The organism is Bartonella sp. MR168JLCBS, assembly GCF_042194175.1.
Window position 1 is genome coordinate 1 of the sequence record NZ_JBHIMP010000553.1, and the last position, 252, is coordinate 252.

Below are 252 nucleotides of genomic sequence, written 5' to 3' on the forward strand. Positions count from 1 at the left end.
ACATCATTTATAGGAACAATGTTCGTTCCACATTGCAGAAAAAATTCCAAGTTCGGTAAATGTTGGCTCTCTACCAATTAATGTTAGGATATGCTGATATTCATCATTTTTTAGGCCATGTTGTGCAATCAATTCTGGTGTAATGGCGATGTTATTGCAAGAATTCATGAGTATTGTATCCGTCGAATTAATCGAAATTTAGCACTTTTATTTTTTTTAATCTAGCAGCTTTAACTACAACTGATTGCGTTG

At 33.3% G+C, this 252-nt stretch carries 1 pseudogene; it reads right to left on the reverse strand.

The window, feature by feature from the left end:
- Window positions 1-6 precede the first annotated feature (6 nt).
- Window positions 7-168: pseudogene (locus tag ACFIK8_RS12605) on the reverse strand (hypothetical protein); the annotation flags it as partial.
- Window positions 169-252 lie beyond the last annotated feature (84 nt).